We start from the raw sequence: 23,025 nt of genomic DNA on the forward strand, positions 1-23,025 counted from the left end.
TACAGACCCGATCGGCCCGACCCACAGACAAACGCCCCGGCCGGTAATACATTGAATCCGTGGCTGAGGATGTGGGGGGCTCGCCGTACTCCGACGGCGCCGACCACGGTGGTGCGGACGACGAGTTCGCCACCGTGGTCTTCGACGAGAGCTTCGTCCGCTCCGCCGCCGTGCACGAGCCGAGCGCCCGGGAGCGGCAACTCGCCGCCGCCGAGACCAGGTTCGAGCCGGATCAGGCCGGTGCGGCCCGGAGCTACGAGTTCACCGCCGGGAGCGAGGTGCTGCCGCTCGAACTGCGCCCGCTGCCCGGTGGGCTGGACGAGGACCGCTTCTACCCCGACCCGTGGTCGGGCGGCGACCGGCAGCACCGGCGGTTCCGCCGCTCCCGGCTGCGGGCCTTCGACCCGCTGCGCGGCGGCACGGTCGCCCAGCAGCGCTGGCACCGGCCGGTGGCGTGGGTGCTGGCCGTGGTGATGGGCATCGGCGTGGTCGCGCTGGCCGTCGCCGCCGTGTACCGGGGCGTCGGCAGCGCCCCCGAGTCGCCCGCCCGGCCGGCCAGCGGCACCAGCAGCCCCGGTGCGACGCCCTCCGTGACGGTGCCCGTTCCCGCAGGCTGACGGGCCGCGCGGCTCACCCGCCGTGCCGGTCCCGTTACCCGCCCGCCCCTCGTCGCGGGCGGCCCGCGAGCCTACCCTGGTGTCATGGGTGACCGGCGCGAGCCTCCCGGGGGCACGCCCGACGACGGCTCGAACGATGACGAATTCCGGTCCGTCGTCTTCGACGAATCGTTCGTGAAGGCTGCCCGGATCCAGGAGCTGTCCGCGCAGGAGCGGCTGGCCGGCGCGTTCGGCCGGGCCACCCGGATGCGCGGCTGGGGCTGGTTCGGGTCGCTGCCCCGGCAGGCCGTGATCCTGTTGCTGCTGGTGACGATGGCGTTCGCCGCGGCCGTCTACTTCGGCGTCAGCTCCCCGCACGGCCAGGTCGCCCCGCCCAGCGGCGCCCAGCTGACCGTCGCCGTCGCCCCGCTCAGCCCGTCCGGCACGGTCGGGGCCGTCCGCGACCCCGTCCACCCGTTCGCCGCGCTGCCGCCCGGTTACGCCGACGGCCGGGCCGGCTTCGGCATGCCGGCCGCCTCGTCCACCGCGCACTTCGGCGGGACCGACGTGCAGCGCGCCCTGGACGCCGCCGAGCACTACCTGGTGGTCTCCGAGCTGGCCCCCGCCACGCTGACCGCCAACGAGACCGGCCAGGTCCGCGCGCTGCTCACCACCGGCGAGCTCGCCCAGTACGACGACAGCGTCGACGCGCCGCGCGACGACCAGCACCACGCCGCCACCGGGTGGATGGTGCGCTTCGATCCCGGGCAGGTCGCGCTGGCCACCGACACCGTGAAGGTCGCCGGAAGCGTCCAGGTCGGCGAACTCGACTCCGGCACGCTGGAGATCACCGCCGACCACACCCTGATCTACGCGCTGCGCCCGGCCGGCACCACCAGCGACCCCTCGGTGACCCTGTACGCGGTGCGCCGCGAGGTCCGCATCGAGGTCGACCGGGCCGACCTGGACGCCGGACGCGTCCGGGTGGTCGACTCCGCCGTCCAGGCCGGGCCCACCGCGTGCGGCGCCGTGCAGAGCGACTACCTGCAGCCCGTGCTGGCCACGGCGGGCGGCGTGAACCCGAGCACCCCGCCCGCCGTGAACCCGGCCGACCACAGTCGGCCGGCCTGGCAGAGCTGCGGAGTGCTCGGGCCGATCACCGGCTGAGCGCCTGCCGCAGGGTCAGTCCTGCTGCTCGTCGGCGCTCGCGCCGTTGCCGTTGCCGTTGCTGCGGCCGGCGCCCGTGAAGGTGTCGCGGAGCTTGCCGCCGACCGTGCCGACGCCGTTGGTGAGTTCGCGCAGCAGGCCCATCAGCGGGTCCTTGCTCTCCTTCACCGACTGCGAGTACGAGTCGGCGGCGGCCTTCCACTGCGCGCCGATCGAGGCGTCCGGGTCGTCGCCGCGACGCGGGTACGCGCCCGCCAGGATCGAGCGGTACTCCTCGCTCTCCGCCCACTTCTTCAGCTGCGCCACCCGCACCACCGCGAACGGGTGGGTCTGCGGCAGCACCTGCAGCAGCTTCAGCACGCTGTCGCGCAGGTCGCCTGCCTTGTCGTACTCCGCGGCCTGCTCCAGGAACGCGTCCACGTTCATCTCGGCCATGTTCGCGCCGCCGGCCAGCTTCATCAGGCCGCGCATCGACGCCTGCAGGTCCTGACCGGCCAGCAGACCGGCCCGGTCGCTGGACAGCTCCGCCTTGCGGAACCACTCCTTGAGCGCGGTGATCACCGCGGTGATCGCCAGGTTGCCCAGCGGCAGCCAGCCGATCCGGGCCGCCAGGTTGGTGAGGATCAGCAGCATCGTCTGGTACACGGCGTGCCCCGACATCGCGTGACCGACCTCGTGGCCGACTATCGCGCGCAGCTCCTCCTCGTCCATCAGGTCCACCAGGCCGGTGGTCACCACGATCACCGGGGTGTCCATGCCGATGCAGTACGCGTTGACCTTCGGGTCCTGGGTCACGTACAGCTCCGGGACCTTGTCCAGGTCCAGCACGTACGCGGCGTCGCGCACCATGTTGTACAGCTCCGGGAACTGCCGCTCCGAGGTCTTGACCGCCGTGGCCAGGAACATCAGCCGGACGCTGCGCTCGGAGACCAGGCCGGCCAGCTTCTTCAGGATGTCGTCGAAACCGCTCAGCTTGCGCAGCGCCACCAGCCCCGAACGGTCCGCCGGGTGCTCCCAGGCACGGGTGGAGATCTCCGGGAACCGCTGGCGGCGGCGGCTCGGCGTGTTGTCCTTGGTCATGTCGGTCATTGAGTACCTCTCCTGGCTCGACGCCGGCACCGGCTCCCGTGGCCGGCCCCCGCTGCTTTCCTCATAACGTCGCGCTGTCCGAACTCGTCCCCGGGCGCCACGGTACGCGGTCGGCCTCGGCGAGCAGCGGGCGGCTGCGAGCGGGGGCCGGACGGTCGGGTGGGGCGCCGGTGTGCTCGATGGTTGGTGGCCCCGCCGGGCGGGGTGCGGGGCGGGCCTGGCGGTAAACGGGTCTACCCTGGCTGGTGCCGTACCGAAAAGGAGCCCGTGATGTCCCCTGCCGACCTGGTCCAGCTCGCCGGACCGATCTCCAGCGAGAACGGCCCCGGCCTGTTCCTGAGGATCATCCTGATCGCCTCCTTCGTCGGGGTCGGCCTGCTGGTGTGGGCGATCGCCCGGGCCGGCCGTGACGGCGCCAAGCGCGACGCCGAGCGCGAGCGGGCCCGCGCCGAGGCGGCCGAGCAGGGCTGAGCCCCGGGCTGTCGCCGCCCCGGTCGCCGAGGCCGGCGACCGACGGGCCGTGAGGTCGGCGACCGGGTGGTGGGCGAGATCGGCGACCGGGTGGTGGGCGAGATCGGCGACCGGGTGGTGGGCGAGGTCGGCGATCGGGTGGTGGGCCCGGGACCGCTCACGACCGGTCAGACGCGGTGGGCCGCCGCGCGGTTGCGTGTCAGGCCCCCGTACGATGAGCCCGCGGGCCGCACGGTCCGTGACCGCCTGGTCCTCACACCGAGCCGAGAAGGTCCCGCCGATCATGAGCACTGCTGCCCTGCCCACCCTCGTCCACCTCGCCGAGGAGGGCGGTAACCACGACAGCCTCAACCCCTACCTGACGGGCGGCGCGGCTCTGTTCATCCTGCTGCTGCTGCTGTTCGTCACCACCCGCTTCAACCGCGACCGCTGACCCCGGCCGCGCCGCCGCCCCCGCGCGGGGGCGGACACGGAGAGCCCGGGGCCCGCGAACGGGCGGAAACCCCGGGACACCCGGGTCGCGTAAGGTGTGGCGCCATGAGAGAGCAGGTCGACACCTCCGGGACGGACACCGCGTCGGGCACCCCCGCGCCGGCCAGTGCGCCGCGTGGGCGCCGCCGGCTGGGAGTGATGGGCGGCACCTTCGACCCCATCCACCACGGCCACCTGGTCGCCGCGAGCGAGGTGGCCAGCGCCTTCCAGCTGGACGAGGTGATCTTCGTCCCCACCGGGCAGCCCTGGCAGAAGTCCGACCGGGACGTCTCGCCGGCCGAGGACCGCTACCTGATGACGGTGATCGCCACCGCCGAGAACCCGCAGTTCTCGGTCAGCCGGATCGACATCGACCGCAACGGCCCCACCTACACCGTCGACACCCTCCGCGAGCTGCAGGCGCTGCACCCCGGGGACGAGCTCTTCTTCATCACCGGTGCCGACGCCCTCGCCCAGATCATCTCCTGGCACTCCTCCGAGGAACTCTTCGACCTCGCGCACTTCATCGGCTGCACCAGGCCGGGCCATACTCTCTCCGACACCGGCCTGCCGGTCGGCGGCGTCTCGCTGGTCGAGGTGCCCGCCCTCGCCATCTCCTCCACCGACTGCCGGATGCGCGTCGCCAAGGGCGAACCCATCTGGTACCTGGTGCCGGACGGCGTGGTCCGTTACATCCACAAGCGGGCGCTGTACGCGTCGGCCCGGCCCTGATCCCCGGGAGGGAAGGCATGACCGGAACGTCCGACGACGAGCAGTGGTACGGCCGCCAGCCCCAACCGCCCTACCAGCAGCAGCCCGGCTACTACCCGCCGCAGGGGTACGAGCAGCAGCAGGCGCAGCCGTCCGAGCCGCAGGGGTACGAGCAACTGCCGTACCAGCAGCAGGCGTTCGGGCAGCAGGACTTCGGGCAGCAGGCGTTCGAGCAGGGCGGGGCCGCCGGGTACGACGCGTCGGGGTACGACGCCTCCGGGTACGACGCCTCGGGGTACGGGCAGCAGCAGGCGTACGGCGGGCAGGCGCACTCCTACGGGCAGTACGACCAGCAGGGGGCGCAGCAGTCCGGGCAGCACGGGGCGTACACGCAGGATCCTTACGGCGGCGGCCAGTCCGGGTACGGGCAGCAGGCCGCCGGGTACGTTCAGCCCGGCTACGAGGCGCAGGGGTTCGAACAGCAAGGCTTCGAACAGCAGGGGTACGGGCAGCAGGGGTACGGGCAGCAGTTCGGCGGTCGGCCGGAGGGCGGGCAGCCGTCGGCCCAGGGCGGCTACGGGCAGCAGGCGGGTGAGTCCTCCTACGGACAGCAGCCTGCGCAGGGGTTCCTCCAGCAGCAGCCGCAGGGCCCCGGGGGGCAGGTGCAGGGCGGGTCCGCGCAGGGCGGGCAGGTGCTCGACGGGCGGCCGTTCGACGGGCGCGGGCTCGACGGGCGGGTGCCGTCGCAGGCCGGACCGGCCGGGCGGGTGGTGCCGCCGGTGAGTCCGGTCGCGGCGCCGGCTGCCGCGGGGATGCCGCCCCGGGGGCGGGCGGCCACGTCCTCGGCGGCTGCGGCTGCGGCTGCGGCTGCGGAGGCCGAGGAGCCGGCCGAGCCGTCCGAACTGGTCGGCGGGCGGGCGGCCGCGGCGACCGCACGGGCCAAGACCGCGGCGGCCGACTCGTACGCCACCGGTGAGTTCAACTTCGTCGACGAGGCCACGGAGAGCTCCGAGGACGCCATCGACTGGCTGAAGTTCGCCGAGTCCCGCAGCGAGGTCCGGGCCGAGCGGCGGCGACGGCTGCGCAACCGGGTGATCGCGCTGGTGGTGGTGCTGGCGGTGCTGGCGGCCGGCGCGGTGGGCTACCTGTGGTGGTCCGGCAAGTTCGGCGACGCCAACGACGCGACCAAGGCGGCGGGCGGCCGGTTCGTCAACGTGGTGCACCTGATCGACTCGCAGAACAAGGTCAGCACCGCGCTGCTGGTCGACGACCAGGGCGGGCAGAAGGCGACCGTGCTGCTGCTCCCCGACACCCTCCAACTGCCCAGCAACGGCGACACCGCCAGCACCACGGTCGGCCAGTCCCTGACCGCGGTCGGCGCCTCCGCCACCCGCGACGGCATCTCCTCCGTGCTCGGCACCAAGGTCGCCGGCACCTGGCGGCTGGACACCCCGTTCCTGCAGGTGCTGGTCTCCCAGATCGGCGGGATCAGGGTGGACACCAACGCCGAGGTGCGCGAGAACAACAAGCCCGACGGCAAGGTGACCGCAGCCGCCGGCAAGGACATCCTGCTGAGCGGCCGCGCCGCCGTCGACTACGCGACGCTGCAGGCTCCCGGTGAGAGCCGGGACGCCCAACTCGCCCGCTTCGGGCAGGTGATGGCGGCGGTGATCAACACCATGCCGGTCACCCTGGAGGACGCCACCGACGACGTGCACCGGATGGGCTCCGTCGCCGACCCGTCGCTGCCGGAGAAGGCCCTCGCGGGCGTGCTGGTCAACCTGTCCAAGCAGGCGAAGGCCGGGCACCTGGCCACCGCCCTGCTCACCGCCAAGCCGGACGGCACTCTGGACGACGCCACCGCCGGCAAGCAGGTGAAGGACATCCTCGGCGGCGCCCTCGGCAGCGCCAAGGGCAGCGGCGGCAGCACCCGCGTCACCGTGGTCAACGCCTCCGGCAACGACACCGCGGCGGCCGCCGCCCAGGTGGTCGTCACCAACTCGGGCATGGACCCGCTGCCGTCCACCGCGAAGGCGGCCGCGCAGGCGACGTCCGAGATCCGCTACACCGACGACGCCAAGCAGGCCGCGGCACGCACCCTGGCCACCAGCCTGGGGCTGCCGGAGACCGTGGTGAAGAAGGTCACCGAGGCGCAGAACGCGGACCTGGTGCTGGTGCTCGGCAAGGACTACCAGCCGCCGCAGCGGCAGGGGCAGTAGCGGCGCGGGCCGGCGCGGCGACGCCGCGGGCCTGCGGTGCGGGCCGGTGGCGACGCTGCGGGCCTGCGGTGCGGTCCGGTTGCGCGGGTCGGTCGTGAGGTTCGGTCGGGCGGTCGGGGCCCCGGGGCGGAAATCGCTCCGGGGCTCCGGCGTGTTCGTGAGATCCTGGGAAGGTATCCCCACAGCCGATCCGGAAGAGCATCGTGACCGTCACCGACCGAAGCCAGGAACTGATCACCGTCGCCGCGCAGGCGGCGGCCGACAAGCTGGCGCACGACATCATCGCCTTCGACGTCAGCGAGGTGCTGTCGATCACCGACGCCTTCCTGATCGCCTCCGCCGCCAACGACCGCCAGGTCCGCGCCATTGCCGAGGAGATCGAGGACCAGCTGCGCGAGAAGCTCGACGCCAAGCCGGTGCGCCGCGAGGGCGAGCGCGAGGGCCGCTGGATCCTGCTCGACTACCTGGACATCGTGGTGCACGTCCAGCACTCCGAGGAGCGCTCCTTCTACTCGCTCGACCGCCTCTGGAAGGACTGCCCCGAGCTGCCGCTCCCCGAGGACGCGCTGGCGACCCGCAACCGGCCCGAGAACGCCGTCACCGACGCCGCCGGCAACGCCGTCTCCGGGGGCGACCTCTGAGCCGCTCGGCGGCGGGGCCGCGCATCGTCCTCTGGCGGCACGGCCAGACGTCCTGGAACCTCGAATCGCGGTTCCAGGGCACCACTGACGTCGAGCTCACCGAGCAAGGGGTGTTCCAGGCACAGCGGGCCGCCCGGCTGCTCGCTGCGCTCCGCCCCGACCTGCTGATCTCCTCCGACCTGACGCGAGCCCGGCGCACCGCCGCCGAGCTGGCCGCGCTCACCGGCCTGGACGTGCACCACCACGAGGGTCTCCGTGAGACCTACGCGGGGGAGTGGCAGGGGCTCACCAATGCGGAGATCAGGGCGCGGTACCCGGAGCAGTACGAGGCCTGGACCCGTGGCGAGCCGGTGCGGCGCGGCGGCGGTGAACTCTCCACCGAGGTGGCCGACCGGGCCGTCCCGGTGGTGCTGGACGCCGTCGACAAGCTGCCCGAGGGCGGCACCCTGGTCGTGGTCAGCCACGGCGGCACCATTCGCACCATGATCGGCCGACTGCTGGGCATGGAACCGCAGTTGTGGGAGCGCCTCGGCGGTCTCTCGAACTGCTGCTGGTCGGTGCTCGGCCAGGACGCGCGCGGCTGGCGGCTCCAGGAGCACAACGCGGGCACCCTCCCGCAGCCGGTCATCGGTGACGAGACCTGAGGCGTGGCCCGAGCCACGGCCGGAGGTATGGCCTGCGTCGTCGCCGCCGGCGGGGCGCGAGGCCTGACCGGGGTCGGGAGCGGAGGGTCTCCCGACCCGGATTTCACAGTTCCGGCTCTGACCAGCTAGAGTCTTCCTCGTTCGCAGCGAAGAACGCAGACGGGAAACCGGGGGCGGGAGTCGCGGAACTGCGGGGCTATAGCTCAGTTGGTAGAGCGATTGCATGGCATGCAATAGGTCAGGAGTTCGATTCTCCTTAGCTCCACTCCGCACCGATGGTCCGTGAGTGGTCGTCAGTGTTGCGGGGCTATAGCTCAGTTGGTAGAGCGATTGCATGGCATGCAATAGGTCAGGAGTTCGATTCTCCTTAGCTCCACAGCAGTTCCGCGAGGCCGCTACCCGAGACGGGTGGCGGCCTTCGGCGTGCTCGGGGCCGGTTTCAGGGTGCCCGGAACGGATTAGGGCCTGGACCGTCGACCGTGTACAGTTGTCGATGTCGCCAAGGGGAACCGCAAGGGAAACCGAAGGCGGCAGGAACAACAACATGGGGCTATAGCTCAGTTGGTAGAGCGATTGCATGGCATGCAATAGGTCAGGAGTTCGATTCTCCTTAGCTCCACAGTAGTCCGAAGGCCGTCCCGCGAGGGGCGGCCTTCGGTCGTTCACCCGGCTCCTCTGCCGTGCGGGGCGCGAGGCCGCTACCGTCGTGCCATGGCCGATCTGGTGCGAAAACGGAACGACGAGCTCGCCCGGATACTCCACCAGCTCGGATGGAGCCCGGAGCGGCTGGCCCGCGAGGTGAACGCGGTGCTGCCGCCTGGCATGGCGATCAGCTCGACCGCGCCCTACAAGTGGCGCGACCGGGGCATGGTGCCGCGCTCGCCGCACGACCAGACCGTCTGCGAGGTCCTCGGCCGCAGTGTCGGCATCGCCGTCACGTACGAGCAGCTGTGGGGAAAGATGGGCTCCCACCGGGGCGCCAAGATGCTCTCGCCCCGGCTGCTGACCGACCCGTGGACCGCCGACACCGCACAGACCGCGCTCCGTGAGGCCGGCGCGGACGGCGCCCCGGTGCGCCTGACGGACCTGTTCCGCGGCGACGAACTGGAGCAGGCGGCCCGGCACTGGGCCTCCCCGCCGCCGCCCGTCACCGGTGGCGAGGGCGCGCTGCGGATCGCCCCCGAGCAGCTGGCCGACCTGCGGCTGTCCTACGAATCCAAGCAGCGCCTGGAACGCGCCTACGGCGGTGGACTGATCCTCGACCTCGCCAAGGCCGAACTCGCCATGGTGGGGAAGCTGTTGGAGCTCGGCAGCTACGACGAGCCGCTCGGCCGCGAACTGTACGGCGCCGCCAGCCGGCTGGCCCGGCTGGTCGGCTGGGCGAACTACGACATGGGCAACGACGCCGCCGCGCAGCGCGCCTTCGTCGCCGCCCTGCGGGCCGCCCACGTCTCCGGCGACTCCCGGCTCGGCGTCGGCGTGGTCGGCTGCCTCGCCGTCCAGGCGACCTACAACTCCGGGGGGCGCGGCCTGGACCCGGTCGCGATGCTGTCCACCGCGCTGCGCGCCGCCGACGGCGAGCTGACACCTCGTGACCGGGCACTGCAACTCGGCCGCATCGCCCGGGCGCACGGCCGCAAGGGCGAGCAGATCAGCGCCGAGGCGGTCGCCGAGCGGGCGTTCCGGGTGCTGGAGGGGCTGGACGGGCACGACCAGGAGTGGGCCGACCTGGAGGGCATGGTCGGCGAGGGCTTCCTGCTGCTCGGCGACCACGAACAGGCCCGCGGTCTGCTGCGGAGCGCGATCGAGAACCTCACGGCGGAACGGGCCCGGGTCAAGGCGCTCTTGATGGTGCGCCTCGCCGACTCCTACCGCCGCACCGGCGAACGCGAGGACGCCGAGCACACCGCCGACCTGGCCCGCCGACTCGCCGCCGGCATGCAGTCCGCCCGCGTGGCGCGGGCCCTGCGCGAGTTCGACACCGCGATGCGGGCGGAGGCCTAGCGAGAGCGCGGGCCAGCCGACTGGGGGAGTGGCCGGGGGCGCCGCTGCGGAGCGGAGCGGGGGCGCGGTCGGAGGCGCTGCTGCGGAGCGGAGCGGGGGCGCGGTCGGAGGCGCTGCTGTGGAGAAGGCCGTCAGCGCGGTCGGGATGTTGACGTGGTGACGCGAAAGGGGGTTGAAGGGGTGCGGTACCCTGAGCCCATGCGAACCGTGCGCCTGCTTCTTAGCCGGCCGCGCTGACCAGGACCGGCCCGAGGGCCGGAGTCGGCGTGGCGTCCCCTCCTGCGGAGGGGCTTTCTGCTTTCTACGGCCTGTTCGCTGACTGATGACGATGGAGCCTGAAGGACCATGAGCGAGACGACCCCCGCTTCCGGCGCGGCCGAAGCCGCCACCGAGCCTTTCCGCTACGGCGCCGCGCTGGCCGCCGAGATCGAGTCCCGCTGGCAGGACCTGTGGGAGAAGGAAGGGACGTTCAACGCCCCCAACCCGGTCGGCCCGCTGGCCGACGGGACGTCCGTCGCCGCGAAGCCGCACAGCTTCATCATGGACATGTTCCCGTACCCGTCGGGTTCCGGCCTGCACGTGGGCCACCCGCTGGGCTACATCGCCACCGACGTGTACGCCCGCTACCAGCGGATGACCGGCCACAACGTGCTGCACACCCTGGGCTACGACGCCTTCGGCCTGCCCGCCGAGCAGTACGCCGTCCAGCACGGCGTGCACCCGCGGGTGTCCACCGAGGACAACATCGCCAACATGCGCCGCCAGCTGCGCCGGCTGGGCCTGGGCCACGACTCGCGCCGGTCGATCTCCACGATCGACCCCGAGTACTACCGCTGGACCCAGTGGATCTTCCTGCAGATCTTCAACTCCTGGTACGACGAGGACGCCGCCAAGGCCCGTCCGATCGCCGAACTGGTCGCCCAGTTCGAGTCCGGCGAGCGCGAGGTGCCGGGCGGCCGCGCCTGGGCCGAGCTGACCGGCGTCGAGCGCGACGAGGTGCTGGGCGACTACCGGCTGGCGTACTCCAAGGAGGTGCCGGTCAACTGGTGCCCCGGCCTGGGCACGGTGCTGGCCAACGAGGAGGTCACCGCGGACGGCCGTTCCGAGCGCGGCAACTTCCCGGTGTTCAAGTCCAACCTGCGCCAGTGGATGATGCGGATCACCGCCTACGCGGACCGCCTGATCTCGGACCTGGACCTGCTGGACTGGCCCGAGGCGATCAAGCTGCAGCAGCGCAACTGGATCGGCCGCTCCGAGGGCGCGCGCGTCGACTTCGCCGTCGGCAGCGACACCATCACCGTCTTCACCACCCGCCCCGACACCCTGTTCGGCGCCACCTACATGGTGCTGGCCCCCGAGCACGGCCTGGTCGACAGTGTCGTCCCGACCGAGTGGCCGGCCGGCACCCGCGACGAGTGGACCGGCGGCGCCGCGACCCCGGCCGAGGCCGTCGCCGCCTACCGGGCGGCGGCCGCCGCCAAGTCCGACGTGGAGCGGCAGGCCGACGCCAAGGTGAAGACCGGTGTGTTCACCGGCGCCTACGCGACCAACCCGGTCAGCGGCGAGCAGATCCCGGTGTTCATCGCCGACTACGTGCTGATGGGCTACGGCACCGGCGCGATCATGGCCGTTCCGGCGCACGACAGCCGTGACTTCGCCTTCGCGCAGGCGTTCAACCTGCCGATGCGCTGTGTGGTCCGGCCCACCGACGGCCGTGGCGAGGACCCGCACGGCTGGGACGACGCCTTCGACACCTACGACTCGGTGCTGACCAACTCCGAGCGCGACGGTGTCTCGCTGAACGGCCTGTCCGTGGTCGACGCCAAGGCCCGGATCACCGCCTGGCTGGCCGAGCAGGGCATCGGCGAAGGCACCGTCAACTTCCGTCTGCGCGACTGGCTGTTCAGCCGCCAGCGCTACTGGGGCGAGCCCTTCCCGATCGTCTACGACGAGACCGGCGCGATGCACGCGCTGCCCGAGTCGATGCTGCCGGTCGAGGTCCCCGAGGTCGACGACTACTCGCCGCACACCTACGACCCCGACGACGCCACCTCCTCGCCGAAGACCCCGCTGTCCCGCAACGAGGCCTGGGTCAACGTCGAGCTGGACCTGGGCGACGGCCCGAAGACCTACCGCCGCGAGACCAACACCATGCCCAACTGGGCGGGTTCCTGCTGGTACGAGCTGCGGTACATCGACCCGGTCAACTCGGCCTCGGTCGTCGACCCCGCCAACGAGGCCTACTGGATGGGCCCGACCGCCGAGAAGCCGGCCGGCGGCGTCGACCTGTACGTCGGCGGCGCCGAGCACGCCGTGCTGCACCTGCTGTACGCCCGCTTCTGGCACAAGGTGCTGCACGACCTGGGCCACGTCTCCTCGGTCGAGCCGTTCCACAAGCTGTTCAACCAGGGCATGATCACCGCCGACGTCTTCCGCGACGACCGGGGCTTCCCGGTGCCCGCCGCCGAGGTCGAGGAGATCGACGACGAGTTCTTCTGGAACGGCGAGAAGGTCCGGCGCGAGGCCGGGAAGATGGGCAAGTCGCTGAAGAACGCGATCGCCCCGGACGAGTTCGCCGACGAGTACGGTGCCGACACGCTGCGCCTGTACGAGATGTCGATGGGCCCGCTGGACGTCTCCCGCCCCTGGGACGCCCGTGCCGTGATCGGCTCCTACCGCTTCCTGCAGCGGCTGTGGCGCAACATCGTCTCCGAGGTCACCGGCGAGCTGGTGGTCACCGACGAGGAGCCGGACGAGGCGACGCTGCGTGCGCTGCACAAGGCGATCGACGGCATCCGCGGCGACATGGCCGGCATGCGGTTCAACACCGCCGTCGCCAAGGCCATCGAGCTGAACAACTTCCTGGTGAAGCGCGGCTCCACCCCGCGCCCGGTCGCCGAGCAGATCGTCCTGCTGATCGCCCCGCTGGCGCCGCACATCGCCGAGGAGCTGTGGCGCCGCCTGGGCCACGAGCAGTCGCTGGCGTTCGCCGACTACCCGGTCGCCGACCCGGCGTACGTGGTCGACGAGACGGTGACCTGCGTCGTCCAGATCAAGGGCAAGGTCAAGGCCCGCCTGGAGGTCGCGCCGTCCATCTCGGACGCCGAGCTGGAGGCGCTGGCCCTGGCCGACCCGACCGTGGTCGCGGCCATCGGCGGCGCAGAGGTGCGCAAGGTCATCGCCCGCGCCCCGAAGCTGGTGAACATCGTCACCGGCTGACGTCACCTCTGCCGGCGTGCAGCCGGATCGGTAGGGCCGGTTGCCCCGGGTATGGGGCGGCCGGCCCTTCGCCGTCCGCAGACCTGCTGCGGCCTCCTTCCCGGGCAGGGCGAGGGGGATCACAAGGGCGAGGACGAAGGCGAGAAGCAGGGCGCTTCGGATTCGTGGCATGCGTGGCATTCGTCCGGCGCGCCGGACGTCCGGGACTCCTCGGATTCCCGAGATCCGACGGACTCGACGGGCAGGCGGGGAGGAGGGGAAGAGCTCGAACACGGTGGCTCCGTTCTTCGTAGGGGCGCTGGGTGGGGTAGGCGTCGGCGGTCTCCGGGTGATCGCTTGGGGGATATCCCTGAGCTGTCCCTGATCTCCCTTCTCCGGGCGGTTGAACGTCTGCTGTCGGCCGCCGGGCCGAGCTACGGTGGAGACCGATGGACAGGGCGGGCCGCATTCGGCGGACCGCTGCCGGTCACGGGCGGAAGGTGGGCTCCCGATGGAAGCGCTCGGTGTCGTCGTAGCGCTGGTTGCGCTGCTCGGGGTGACGCTGCTGGTGATGGCGGTGGTCGGGACGGTCAAGGCGGCGAAGGCCGTGGCCGCCAAGGTCGAGCGGCACAGCGCCAACGCCCAGCGGGCGGTGGAGAACGCCACCCTCAGGGCGAAGAGCATCACCAAGCCCGGCGACCAGGGCCGGATCGCCGGCCTCCGGCTCTCCCTGCGTACCGCACTGGACTCCACCCGCCAGGTCCTGCAGGGCGGCCTCCCGCAGGACGGCCAGCTCGGTGACGCGCTCCAGCTCCTTGCCCGGCTCGACTCGCACGCCGCCGAACTCGACGCCGAGCTGCGCCTGCTGGAACGCGAACCGATGACCAGCCGCGTCACCGCCAAGCTCCCCGAACTGCGCGAGCGCACCGAGCGGATCACGCACTCCGCGGACTCCCTGCGCTGGGCCGCCCAGGACCGCATGCGCCGCTTCGCCGACGACGAGCTCGCCCACCTCAGCAAGGAGTGCCAGGACGAAGCCGGAGCGCTGCGGCACTGGACCCCTGCCGAGCCCGCCGCCGACCACGGCACCGAAGCCGCTGCCGCCGCCGATGCCCGGGTTGCTGCCGCCTCCGCCGACGGCACCGCCGACCGTCGAAAGGGAATCGGCGCCGGACGCCAGACCAGTGCCGAGGAACTGCTCGGGCTTGCTGCCGAGCCGCTCTCCCGTCTCGCGGACCGTCTCCGCAAGCCGAACCCCGCCGGACCCAACCACCGCTGACCCCGCGTCACGCGATGGGTACTGTCCGCGACCAGAGGGTTACCCCCTGCCGTTGAGGTCAAACCGGCACAGGACGGGCACTGTCATCCTGGCCCTGCGGAGGGTAACCTCCGGCTCATGCTCGGCCACCTCGCGATTGTCACGGATTCCACCGCGTATCTGCCCCAACAGGCGGTGGACCGGCATCGCATCCAGGTGGTACCGCTCAGCGTCGCAGTCGGTGACGAGGTCTTCGCGGAAGGCGTCGAGATCTCTCCGAAGGACGTCGCCGAGGCCCTGCGGGCCAAGCATCGGGTGACCACCTCGCGGCCGAGCCCCGAGACCTTCACCGCGGCCTACCGGGCCGCCGCCGAGGCCGGTGCTCGGGGAATCGTCTCCATCCATCTGTCCGCCGAGCTGTCCGGTACGGCAGAGGCGGCCCAGCTGGCGGCCGCCACGGCACCCGTCCCCGTCAGGGTGGTGGACAGTCGGCTGGTCGGTATGGCGATGGGGAGCTGTGTGCTGGCCGCCGCCGAACTTGCCGACGCCCTCGACAGCGGCCGGGCGCAGACGGCAGCCGGTGACGCCGGCATCGAGGGAGGCGGCGGCAGCGGCGGCACGGAAGCCGACCTGCACCAGGTCGTCCTCGCCGCCGAGCGGCGCGCCGAAATCACCAGGGCCTTCTTCTACGTCGACACCTTGGAGCACTTGCGGCGCGGAGGCCGGATCGGAACCGCCCAGGCTCTGGTGGGTTCCGCGCTGGCCGTGAAGCCTCTGCTCCACCTGACCGGCGGCCGGATCGAGCCGTTGGAGAAGGTCCGCACCGCATCCCGGGCCATCGCCCGGCTTGAGGAGATCGCCGTCGAGCAGGCCGGGGCGCAGTCGGTGGACATCACCGTCCATCACCTTGCCGCAGAGCAGCGGGCGGTGGAGCTGGCCGAGCGGCTGCGGGAGAGGGTGCCGGCGATGAACGAGCTCTACGTCGGCGAAGTCGGCGCTGTCATCGGTGCGCACGTCGGCCCCGGTCTGCTGGCCGTGGTGGTGGCGCCGGTCCTCGCCTCCCCACGCTGAACGACACCAAACGCACTCGTCCGAGCGACGAGAGTTGTCCACAGGCCCGAGTTATCCACAGGGGTGGGCCAATTTCCTGACCGCATGCCAGGTCGGCCCTACTGTCCTCGCCATGAGGACCATCACCACACCCCAGGCCCGCCGCCGTCAGACCACCGCCACTGCCCGCGCCCGCCTCGACCTGCTCCTTCCGCCTGCCGAACCCGCAGACCTCCACCGATCCGGGCCGACTCCCGGCTTGGCTCCCGAGCCGACGGCCGGGGCGCCGGGGGCCGTCAGGCCGGCCGAGGCGGGCGGTGATGAGGCAGCGGCGTGCGCGAGCGAGGTGGAGGAAAGAATAGGAACCGCTCCCGAGTCGGAGCGGGCGGCGGCAGCTGCGACGGCTGCCCCTGATCCGCCGCACATACTGCCGTCAGCGCGCATCTTGGCGCTGTATGAGGTGCCCGAGCGCTCGCCCGGTACGGCCGTTCAGGCCCTGACCGACCCGGCCTACGGGCGGCCCACAGGTCGGCCCGGCGCGATTCCGGAGCGAGATCCGCCCCTTGCCAAGCCCGACACCGTGTCGTCGGCGCCAACCGTTCCTGACGCCGAGACGGACAACTGGGCCGACCTCCCGCTGCACCCGGATCCGCCACCCCCGCCCGATGCGCCACCGATTCCCGAACCCACAGCCGTGGCCCACCACACCGACCAACCGCGACTACCGCTGCGGTTCCGCCTCCCCGCAGCCATCGCCTTCGACCGCCGCGCCGTTCTCGGCCTCACCGTTCTGCTCGTCCTCGCCATCGGCTACGCCGCGCAGCACTTCTGGTTGGGGCGGCCGCACCCCGTCGCCGTCCCCGCCATCTCCATCACCGAGTCCACCGCCGACCCGCTCACGGAAGGAGCACCCACTCACCAGCAAGCCGGAACGTCCCTGGTCGTCGACATCGCCGGCAAAGTCGAGCACCCCGGCCTACGAACCCTCCCCGCAGGTTCACGGGTCGCCGATGCACTCACCGCCGCAGGCGGCCCGATCCCCGGAACGGACACCAACGCCCTCAATCTCGCCCGCCCACTCACAGATGGAGAACAGATCCTGGTAGGCGCCGAGAACCCGACCGGCGGTGCCCCTGCCGCTCCCGCCGGCCCCCTCAGCCTCAACCGCTCCAGCGCCGAACAACTCGACTCACTGCCCGGTGTCGGGCCGGCCCTGGCGCAACGCATCCTCCAGTACCGCCTGAGCCACGGCCCGTTCCACTCCCTCGACCAACTCCGTCACGTCCCCGGCATTGGCCCCCGCAAGTACGAGGACCTCAAGCCACTCCTGACCTTGTGATCCCACCGACCGTCTCCCGCAAGGAGGTTGCCCATGGTCCAGCAGCCCTTCTGCTGAGCGAAGCCCTGCTTCCTGTCCGCCTGGGAAGCCCGGCCGCTCGCCCGATGCTCTGTCCCCGACCCGCCCCGGTCGCTCCGGAACGCCGTTCCGTCACGCTGCCGACCGTCAAATCAACAAGTCGACCGACGAACTCACCGAGAGGAGGTGCCCATGCCGGCCCTGCCCGCTGCCATCCCCGACCGAGCCGACTACCGGCTCCTCCTCCCGGCCGTCACCGCATGGCTGGTCACCGCCGCCGTCCTCGACCTGGACGGCCGGCACCATCCGGCGCTGCTCCTGGGCGCCTTGGTGGGCGGCGTGACCGCCGCTGGCCTCCTCACAACGAAGGGATCTCGCCGCTCGATCCACCGGCTCGCGGCCGCCGTCCTGCTCACCGCAGCGGCGGCGGCCACCACCACCGTCCTCCACACCGCAGACCTGCACCGTGGTCCGCTGCCCGCCCTCGCCCGTCCGACGCCGACATCCGTGGACTCCCCGAGCAGCTCGCAGAAGCGTTCGGACGAGGCCGAGCGGCCGACCCGGTCCGGCTCCGGAGGCAGCCGGACCACCAACCCCGAGATCACCGTTGAAGCGACCATCACCGGTGACCCCAAGCTGCACGGGGCGCAGACCCGGGGAAGCGCCCTCTCCCAGCCGACTCTCACTGTCGCCGCGCTGGTCACCCGAGTTCGCCCAGGTGCGGGCGTCGGGAAGGAAAGCCAGGTCTCCACCGCGACGAGAACGCCTGTCACGCTGCTCATCCGCTCCCAGGACGCGGAGCAGTGGCAGCAACTGGTCCCTTCCACCCGGCTGGAGGTGCAGGCGGAGGTGCTGCCGGAGCGGCAGACACCCCCGCCCACCGGCGAGGCGTCGGCCGCGCGGCCCCGGACCGATTCGGCAGCGCTGCTCGCCCCGCAAGGGCAGCCCAGAATCCTTGCACCGCCCAGCCTCCCGCAACGCCTTGCCGCCCAGCTCCGCAAGGGACTTCGCGACGCCTGCGACCACCTGTCGCCGGACGTTCGAGGTCTGCTTCCGGGCCTGGTGGTGGGCGATGTGACGAGGCTTCCGGACGACCTGGCGGATGCCTTCCGATCCACCGATCTCGGACACCTGGTGGCGGTGAGCGGGGCAAACCTGGCGATCATCCTGGCCGTTCTGGTCGGAGGCACCCCGACGGAGCCGGACGCGCCCGGACGCGGCGGACTCGCCGGGTTCCTCGGCCTCTCCTTTCGCACCACGGCGCTGCTCGGAACGGGGCTGACGCTGGCGTTCGTCACCGTCTGCCGACCCGACCCGAGCGTGCTCAGAGCGGCAGCGACGGGCCTGATCGGACTTCTGGCCCTCGCCACGGGCAGGCCGAGACGAGGACTGCCCACGCTGGCCGGTGCGGTACTGATCCTGGTCCTGGTCGACCCCTACCTCGCCCATTCCTTCGGATTCCTGCTCTCCGCACTCGCCACGGCGGGGCTGCTGATTCTCGGTCCGAGGTGGACGGCCGCGCTGCGCGCGCGCCGCTGGCCCCACCATCTCGCGTCGGCGGTCGGGGCCACTGCGGCGGCGCAGGCCTTCTGCTCGCCCGTCACCGTCCTGCTGGCGCCGCGAGTGAGTCTGGTGGGCATTCCGTGCAATCTGCTGGCGGAGATCGCGGTCGCGCCCGCCACCCTGCTCGGGTTCGGCGCGCTCGCGGTCGCTCCGCTCTCCGCGAAGGCGGCCGAGTTCCTGACGGACCTTGCCGCACTGCCCGTCGGATGGCTGGCCACCGTGGCGCGGCGGGGTGCCGAACTTCCGGGTGCGGAACTCGCGTGGCCCGCCGGGCTGTTCGGCTCGGTCCTGCTGGTGGTGGTCATCGTCGCGCTGGCCTGGGCGGCGCCGCCGCTGTTCGGCGGACGAAGGCTTCGGCAACGACGGCTCAGGATGTGGTCCGTGCTCGCGCTCGCCGTTCTCCTGCCGGTGGTCCTGCTGCGCCCGGCGATCGTCACTCGGTTCGCGACCGGCTGGCCGGCCGAGGGCTGGCGGTTGGCGATGTGCGACATCGGGCAGGGCGACATGACCGTCCTGCCGGTCGAGCCCGGCAGCGCGGTGGTGGTGGACGCCGGGCCGGACCCGAAGTCGGCCGACGCCTGTCTTCGGGAACTCGGGGTGACCAGGGTGCCGGTTCTGGTCCTCACCCACTTCCACGCCGATCACGTCGAGGGCGTCCCCGGGGTGCTGCGTGGCAGGGCGGTCGGTGCGATCGAGGTGACCACCTCGGACGAGCCCGAAGGCGAGCAGAGCCGGGTGCTGCGCTGGGCGGCCGACGACCGGGTACCGGTGGTCAGGGCCCGGCGGGGCGAGCGGCGAACAGCCGGCGCACAACTCGCCTGGCAAGTGGTGTGGCCGACCTCGCCACCGGCGCCGGACGCGACCGGCCCCAACAACTCCAGCATCGCGATCCTCGCCCACCTCGGCCCACCCGCCGCCCAGATTCGGGTCGCCCTGCTGGGTGACCTGGAACCGCCGGCCCAGGCCGCCCTGTTGACGCTCGGTCTGCCGCCGCCGACCTACCCGGACGAGCGCGGTCCGCCCCCACTGGTGGGGACGGTGTCGGCTGCGGTGCGCGGTACGGGCCGGACGTCCGACGGCTGGTCGGAGAGGCAGAGCGCCGTCGGCCCGGGCGGTCGGCAGGGCGGTCCAGGCATTCCCGGGCTGGGTCGGGTGGACGTCCTGAAGGTGGCGCACCACGGATCGGCGAACCAGGACTGGGCGTTGATGGCCACGCTCCGTCCGAGGCTGGCCCTGATCTCCTGCGGCATCGGCAACCCGTACGGGCACCCGGCACCGCAGACGATGGCCGGACTCCGGGCGCTGGGTGCCACGGTGGTCCGCACCGACCGGGTGGGAGACATCGCGGTGGTGGGGGATGCGCTCACCCTGGCGGTGGCCTCCCACCAGCGCCCCGTGCGCGGTTGATGCCGAGCAGTCGAGACTGTCGGCGGCAGCGTGTGCCGGCGGCCCGCGAAGGTGCGGCCTCAGCGCCCGTCCGAGCGGGTGGGTTCACCTCGCTCGGGCGGGAACTAGGGCATGAGGGCCGGGCCGGGGCCGAACGGTCAGTCCTGCTCGCGCCACCCGTCCTGCTCGGCGACGAGCCGGTCGAGTTCGGACAGCAGCTTCGGCGTCCAGCCCTCGTCCTCGGGGGCCTCGACGACCACGATCCACTGGGCATCCTCGGCGTCGTCCTCGCCGGCGAGGGAGTCCCGGACCACCTCCAGCTCGCCCAGGTCGGGCCAGCGCGCACTCAACTCCTCGGCAACCTCATCCGCCGCGTCGCGGTCAGGAAGGACGAGCAATTGACGGTCATTGTTCTTGATCACGCCAATATTCTCCCCAGCCCGCCAGGTGGTGCGGCGGCGGCCCCGCTTCGTGTCCCGCCCGGGGGAGTCGACCGTATGGAAGGCAGCGGTGAGGGGAGGCAGGGACGTGCCGGGGTAGGCCTGTCGGCACGGCGTGCGATCCTGGTAGGCGATGGCCAGGAAGAGTGCACCCGACGACCTGCTCGCCCCGCTGACCGTTGCGGTCGGTCAGGAGGAGCTGCTGCTGGACCGCGCGGTCGCCGAGGTGGTGGCGGCGGCGAAGAAGGCGGACCCGGAGACGGACGTGCGCGACCTCGCGCCGGGGGCGCTGCAGGCCGGTCAGTTGGCCGAGCTCACCACGCCCTCGCTCTTCGCGGAGCGGAAGGTGATCGTGGTCCGGGCCGCGCAGGACCTCGCGGCCGACGCGGTCAAGGAGGTCAAGGCGTACCTGGAGGCGCCGGCCGAAGAAGTGATCATGGTGCTGGTGCACGCGGGCGGCGCCAAGGGCAAGGGCCTGCTGGACGCGGCGAAGAAGGCGGGTGCGCGCGAGGTCCTGTGCGCCAAGCTCACCAAGGCGAGCGAGAAGCTGGCGTTCATCCGCAACGAGTTCCGCACCCTCGGCCGGGCCGCCAGCCCGGAGGCCTGTCAGGCGCTGCTCGACTCGCTGGGCAGCGATCTGCGCGAGCTGTCCGCCGCCTGCAGCCAGTTGACGGCCGACATCGAGGGTCCGATCGACGAGACCGCGGTCGCGAAGTACTACAGCGGCCGGGCCGAGGCGACCGGATTCGAGGTGGCCGACCTCGCTGTCACCGGCCGGGCCGCCGAAGCGCTGGAGCGGCTGCGCTGGGCGCTGGCCGTCGGCCAGCCGCCCACGGGCATCACGTACGCGCTCGCCTCCGGGGTGCGCAGCATCGGCCGGCTCGCCTCCGCGGGCCGCAACATGCGGCCCGGCGACCTGGCCCGCGAACTGGGCATGCCGCCGTGGAAGGTGGACCGGGTCCGCCAGCAGATGCGGGGCTGGACGGGCGACGGTGTGGCCGCGGCCCTCACGGCGGTCGCCGAGGCCGACGCCGCCGTCAAGGGCGGCTCCGACGACCCCGCGTACGCCCTGGAGCGTGCAGTGGTCGCCGTGGCCCGTGCCTCCCGGGCCGGTTCCCGCCCCTACTGAGCCGCCTGCCCGGGGCGTGGGCCGCCCGCTCGGAACGCTCCCGACCGGGTCCGGCCGGATCCTGGGGCGGCGCCGGTGAGCGGTGTCGGCTCAGGCGGATCCGCCGAGGGCGCGCAGGAGTTCGCGGGTGTCGGACATGAGCGCGGTGCGGACCTGGTCGCGGTCGGGAGCGGCGCCCTTGCCGTCCTGGTACGAGGCGGACCAGCTGGTGTAGCAGGTCATGCCGCCCTGGCGGACGTACAGGACCTGGGTGAGGTAGTGCGAGCCCGGGCCGTTGTCGCCGGGGTCGTCGAGGTAGCCGAGGTAGGCCGCGTCGCCCAGGTCGGGCACCGAGGTGATCTGGTAGCGGCGTTGGGCCAGCCCGTCGCGCTGCGCGTCGAACTCGGGGCGCGGGTCCACCTCGTGGTGGAGCTGCACCTGCAGGTAGAGGGTGGCGGAGTCCTGGCCGGCGCCGACGTTCTTGCGGTACTGGCTGCAGTACATCTCGTCCAGGGCCCGGTGGCGCGTCGTGTAGTGGTAGGGGGTGCCGGATGGGGACGGGTACAGCCGGCTGAAGGTGGTCAGGCGGGCGGTGGCGCACAGGTTGTCGACCACTCGGAAGCCGGTCGTGCTCGGGACGCTGGGCCGTTCGCCGCCGTTGATCAGCGAGGGGACGGTCAGGACGGTCGCCGCCCACACCACCGAGGCCGCCAGGGCACCGCCGATGCCCCACCGCAGTCCGCGGCCGGGACGGTTGCCGTCCGGGGCCGGTCGATCAGTGCCCGTCCCGTTCGGAGGGCCGTCGTGGCCGGACGAGCCGTCGGGCCCGATGGTGGTGACGGTGCCGGTCGACGGGGAGAGGCGTGGGTTGCGCGAGAAACTGCTGGTGGCGCGGCGGCCCTGGAGCTGATGCGGCGGCGGAGTCGACATCGGTCCCCCGAGTAGTTGGTCACGCACGGGCAGTGTCAGACACACCCGCACCCTACCCCGCCGCATCGTTCGCGCCGATCCCCTTTCCTGGCCGGGCGGTTGAGCACTCCGTCGGGCAACGAAGCCGCCGCACCGGCGGGCGGCGGCCGGGGCCGGAAACGCGAACTGCCCGCCCGGTGGGGACCGGGCGGGCAGTTGGGGGAAGCGCCCCGAGCGGGGGACTTCCGTGGTTCATCGGGTACCGCACCCGCGTGGCGAACGCAGGCCGCGTGCGGTACGGGTCGTGCGGCTCGTCGGGAATCCGGGTAGAGGGCCGGATTCCCGGGAGCGGACGGTCGGCGGTGGCGGGTAGAGGGCCGCTTGATCACGCCGTCCGGGGTCGGTGCCGGAGCACCGGTTCGTACGGCCGAGCCGTACGGGAAGGACCAGGATCAGGCAGCGACGTTGACGCGCTTGGTGATCGCCGACTTCTTGTTGGCGGCCTGGTTCTTGTGGATGATGCCCTTGCTGGCGGCCTTGTCGAGGGCCTTGGAGGCGGCGCGAGCCAGCTCGACGGCCTTCTCGGTCTCGCCGGCGGCAGCGGCCTCACGGGCCTTGCGCAGAGCGGTCTTCAGCGAGGACTTGACGGCCTTGTTGCGCAGGCGCGCCTTCTCGTTGGTCTTGTTGCGCTTGATCTGGGACTTGATGTTCGCCACGAAAGAGCCTCAGTCTGTGTGAATCGG

The 23,025-nt window shown here is 72.1% G+C and carries 19 protein-coding genes and 3 tRNA genes; 18 read left to right on the forward strand and 4 right to left on the reverse strand.

The genetic code is table 11. The annotated features are described in order from the left end of the window. Positions 1-59 precede the first annotated feature (59 nt). Positions 60-617, forward strand: coding sequence for an SCO2584 family spore wall biosynthesis protein (locus ACWEMJ_RS01635; RefSeq protein WP_452134908.1), 558 nt, complete (start codon positions 60-62; stop codon positions 615-617). A gap of 84 nt (positions 618-701) precedes the next feature. After that, the gene (locus ACWEMJ_RS01640; RefSeq protein WP_452134909.1) at positions 702-1,763 is read left to right on the forward strand and encodes an SCO2583 family membrane protein; all 1,062 of its coding nucleotides are present in this window, start codon (positions 702-704) and stop codon (positions 1,761-1,763) included. Positions 1,764-1,778: 15 nt separating this feature from the next. Here ACWEMJ_RS01640 and ACWEMJ_RS01645 read toward each other — a convergent pair whose 3' ends face one another. Then, positions 1,779-2,852, reverse strand: a complete 1,074-nt coding sequence (locus tag ACWEMJ_RS01645; RefSeq protein ID WP_452134910.1) for a M48 family metallopeptidase — start codon at positions 2,850-2,852, stop codon at positions 1,779-1,781. A gap of 270 nt (positions 2,853-3,122) precedes the next feature. Here ACWEMJ_RS01645 and ACWEMJ_RS01650 point away from each other — a divergent pair, with 270 nt between their 5' ends. The 15 genes from ACWEMJ_RS01650 (at position 3,123) to ACWEMJ_RS01720 (ending at position 19,846) form a co-directional block, all read left to right on the forward strand. Then, positions 3,123-3,323, forward strand: a complete 201-nt coding sequence (locus ACWEMJ_RS01650) for a hypothetical protein (RefSeq protein ID WP_452134911.1) — start codon at positions 3,123-3,125, stop codon at positions 3,321-3,323. A 283-nt stretch (positions 3,324-3,606) separates the two neighbouring features. Beyond that, on the forward strand, positions 3,607-3,756 hold the full coding sequence (locus tag ACWEMJ_RS01655) for a hypothetical protein (protein WP_452134912.1): 150 nt from the start codon (positions 3,607-3,609) through the stop codon (positions 3,754-3,756). Positions 3,757-3,860: 104 nt separating this feature from the next. Beyond that, entirely contained in the window at positions 3,861-4,526 is a 666-nt protein-coding gene (gene nadD / locus ACWEMJ_RS01660) for a nicotinate-nucleotide adenylyltransferase (RefSeq protein ID WP_452134913.1), read from the forward strand. A 17-nt stretch (positions 4,527-4,543) separates the two neighbouring features. Then, complete coding sequence (locus ACWEMJ_RS01665) at positions 4,544-6,724, forward strand: LytR C-terminal domain-containing protein (RefSeq protein WP_452134914.1); 2,181 nt, start codon at positions 4,544-4,546, stop codon at positions 6,722-6,724. 203 nt (positions 6,725-6,927) lie between these two features. Beyond that, positions 6,928-7,365 (forward strand): ribosome silencing factor, encoded by a 438-nt coding sequence (gene rsfS, locus ACWEMJ_RS01670; protein ID WP_030906497.1) that lies wholly within the window; start codon positions 6,928-6,930, stop codon positions 7,363-7,365. Further along, positions 7,362-8,009 (forward strand): histidine phosphatase family protein, encoded by a 648-nt coding sequence (locus ACWEMJ_RS01675; protein ID WP_452135009.1) that lies wholly within the window; start codon positions 7,362-7,364, stop codon positions 8,007-8,009. Before rsfS ends, ACWEMJ_RS01675 begins: the two co-directional genes overlap by 4 nt. 192 nt (positions 8,010-8,201) lie before the next feature. Beyond that, positions 8,202-8,274 (forward strand) — tRNA-Ala (locus ACWEMJ_RS01680). A 38-nt stretch (positions 8,275-8,312) separates the two neighbouring features. Continuing rightward, positions 8,313-8,385 (forward strand) — tRNA-Ala (locus tag ACWEMJ_RS01685). 170 nt (positions 8,386-8,555) lie between these two features. Next, a tRNA-Ala gene (locus ACWEMJ_RS01690) sits at positions 8,556-8,628 on the forward strand. A 92-nt stretch (positions 8,629-8,720) separates the two neighbouring features. Continuing rightward, positions 8,721-10,013 (forward strand): hypothetical protein, encoded by a 1,293-nt coding sequence (locus ACWEMJ_RS01695; RefSeq protein WP_452134915.1) that lies wholly within the window; start codon positions 8,721-8,723, stop codon positions 10,011-10,013. A gap of 345 nt (positions 10,014-10,358) precedes the next feature. After that, on the forward strand, positions 10,359-13,232 hold the full coding sequence (gene leuS / locus ACWEMJ_RS01700; protein WP_452134916.1) for a leucine--tRNA ligase: 2,874 nt from the start codon (positions 10,359-10,361) through the stop codon (positions 13,230-13,232). Between the two features lie 490 nt (positions 13,233-13,722). Then, complete coding sequence (locus ACWEMJ_RS01705) at positions 13,723-14,490, forward strand: hypothetical protein (RefSeq protein ID WP_452134917.1); 768 nt, start codon at positions 13,723-13,725, stop codon at positions 14,488-14,490. Positions 14,491-14,607: 117 nt separating this feature from the next. Beyond that, on the forward strand, positions 14,608-15,540 hold the full coding sequence (locus tag ACWEMJ_RS01710) for a DegV family protein (RefSeq protein ID WP_452134918.1): 933 nt from the start codon (positions 14,608-14,610) through the stop codon (positions 15,538-15,540). Positions 15,541-15,652: 112 nt separating this feature from the next. After that, complete coding sequence (locus ACWEMJ_RS01715; RefSeq protein ID WP_452134919.1) at positions 15,653-16,858, forward strand: helix-hairpin-helix domain-containing protein; 1,206 nt, start codon at positions 15,653-15,655, stop codon at positions 16,856-16,858. A 210-nt stretch (positions 16,859-17,068) separates the two neighbouring features. Further along, entirely contained in the window at positions 17,069-19,846 is a 2,778-nt protein-coding gene (locus ACWEMJ_RS01720) for a ComEC/Rec2 family competence protein (RefSeq protein ID WP_452134920.1), read from the forward strand. A gap of 137 nt (positions 19,847-19,983) precedes the next feature. On the opposite strand, the gene ACWEMJ_RS01725 is transcribed toward ACWEMJ_RS01720, so the two are convergent. Further along, positions 19,984-20,247, reverse strand: coding sequence for a hypothetical protein (locus ACWEMJ_RS01725; RefSeq protein WP_452134921.1), 264 nt, complete (start codon positions 20,245-20,247; stop codon positions 19,984-19,986). Positions 20,248-20,398: 151 nt separating this feature from the next. Between ACWEMJ_RS01725 and holA the strand changes: the two genes are divergently transcribed. Next, the gene (gene holA / locus ACWEMJ_RS01730) at positions 20,399-21,394 is read left to right on the forward strand and encodes a DNA polymerase III subunit delta (RefSeq protein ID WP_452134922.1); all 996 of its coding nucleotides are present in this window, start codon (positions 20,399-20,401) and stop codon (positions 21,392-21,394) included. A 90-nt stretch (positions 21,395-21,484) separates the two neighbouring features. On the opposite strand, the gene ACWEMJ_RS01735 is transcribed toward holA, so the two are convergent. Continuing rightward, positions 21,485-22,303, reverse strand: coding sequence for a hypothetical protein (locus ACWEMJ_RS01735; RefSeq protein WP_452134923.1), 819 nt, complete (start codon positions 22,301-22,303; stop codon positions 21,485-21,487). 431 nt (positions 22,304-22,734) lie between these two features. Then, positions 22,735-22,998: a 30S ribosomal protein S20 gene (gene rpsT / locus ACWEMJ_RS01740; protein ID WP_452134924.1), complete on the reverse strand. Its 264-nt coding sequence runs from the start codon at positions 22,996-22,998 to the stop codon at positions 22,735-22,737. Positions 22,999-23,025 lie beyond the last annotated feature (27 nt).

The sequence above is a fragment of the Kitasatospora sp. NPDC004531 genome (assembly GCF_053602195.1).